Origin of the sequence: Mesorhizobium sp. M7A.F.Ca.CA.004.04.2.1, assembly GCF_004022825.1 — a bacterium.
Lineage (GTDB): Bacteria > Pseudomonadota > Alphaproteobacteria > Rhizobiales > Rhizobiaceae > Mesorhizobium.
Map to the genome: position 1 here is coordinate 1 of NZ_RZPH01001633.1, position 679 is coordinate 679.

Genomic DNA, 679 nt, shown 5'->3' on the forward strand with positions numbered 1-679 from the left:
CTCCGACGCGACCTGCCCATCAGCATCGTCGGCGGCGAAAGGGATCCCGCCTCGGATTATGGCAAAGGGATCACGCATCTTGCCAGCCGCATGCGCGCCATGGGCTTTTCGAATCTGGTTTCAAAGGTTTACGCCGACACCCGCCACGAAAGCCTGAACGAGGTGAATCGCGACATCATCATGGATGATTTCGCCATTTGGGCCGACGAAGTCCTCAAAGCGTGACGGATTGGCCCATTGCAAGAGCCGTGACAGCCGTTGCAGGGCTTGATAGAGGCTCTGGTTTCGCAGCAATCACGGTGATTGCGGCAATCACGGTGATTCATGGCTGAGCCCCCGCTGAAAGGCGTCCGCGTCGTCGAACTCGCCCGCATCCTTGCCGGGCCATGGGCCGGGCAGTTGCTCGCCGATCTCGGCGCCGATGTCATCAAGGTCGAGAGCCCCGATGGCGGCGACGACACCCGCAAATGGGGCCCGCCCTTCGTCATGGGCAAGGACGGCGAGAACCTGTCGGCCGCCTATTACCATTCCTGCAATCGCGGCAAGCGCTCCATCGCCATCGATTTCTCGACGCCGGAAGGCGCGGAGACCGTGCGCCGGCTGGTCGCCACCTCGGACGTGCTGATCGAGAACTTCAAGCTCGGCGGCTTGAAGAAATACGGCCTCGACTATGACAGCC

1 protein-coding gene and 1 pseudogene are annotated in these 679 nt (G+C 61.7%); both read left to right on the forward strand.

Translation table 11 applies throughout. The features are described 5' to 3' along the window. A pseudogene (locus EN893_RS36610) lies at positions 1 to 225 on the forward strand (alpha/beta hydrolase); the annotation flags it as partial. 99 nt (positions 226 to 324) lie between these two features. Continuing rightward, positions 325 to 679, forward strand: a 355-nt coding sequence (locus EN893_RS36615) for a CoA transferase (RefSeq protein WP_164901527.1), incomplete at its 3' end; no start/stop codon positions are given.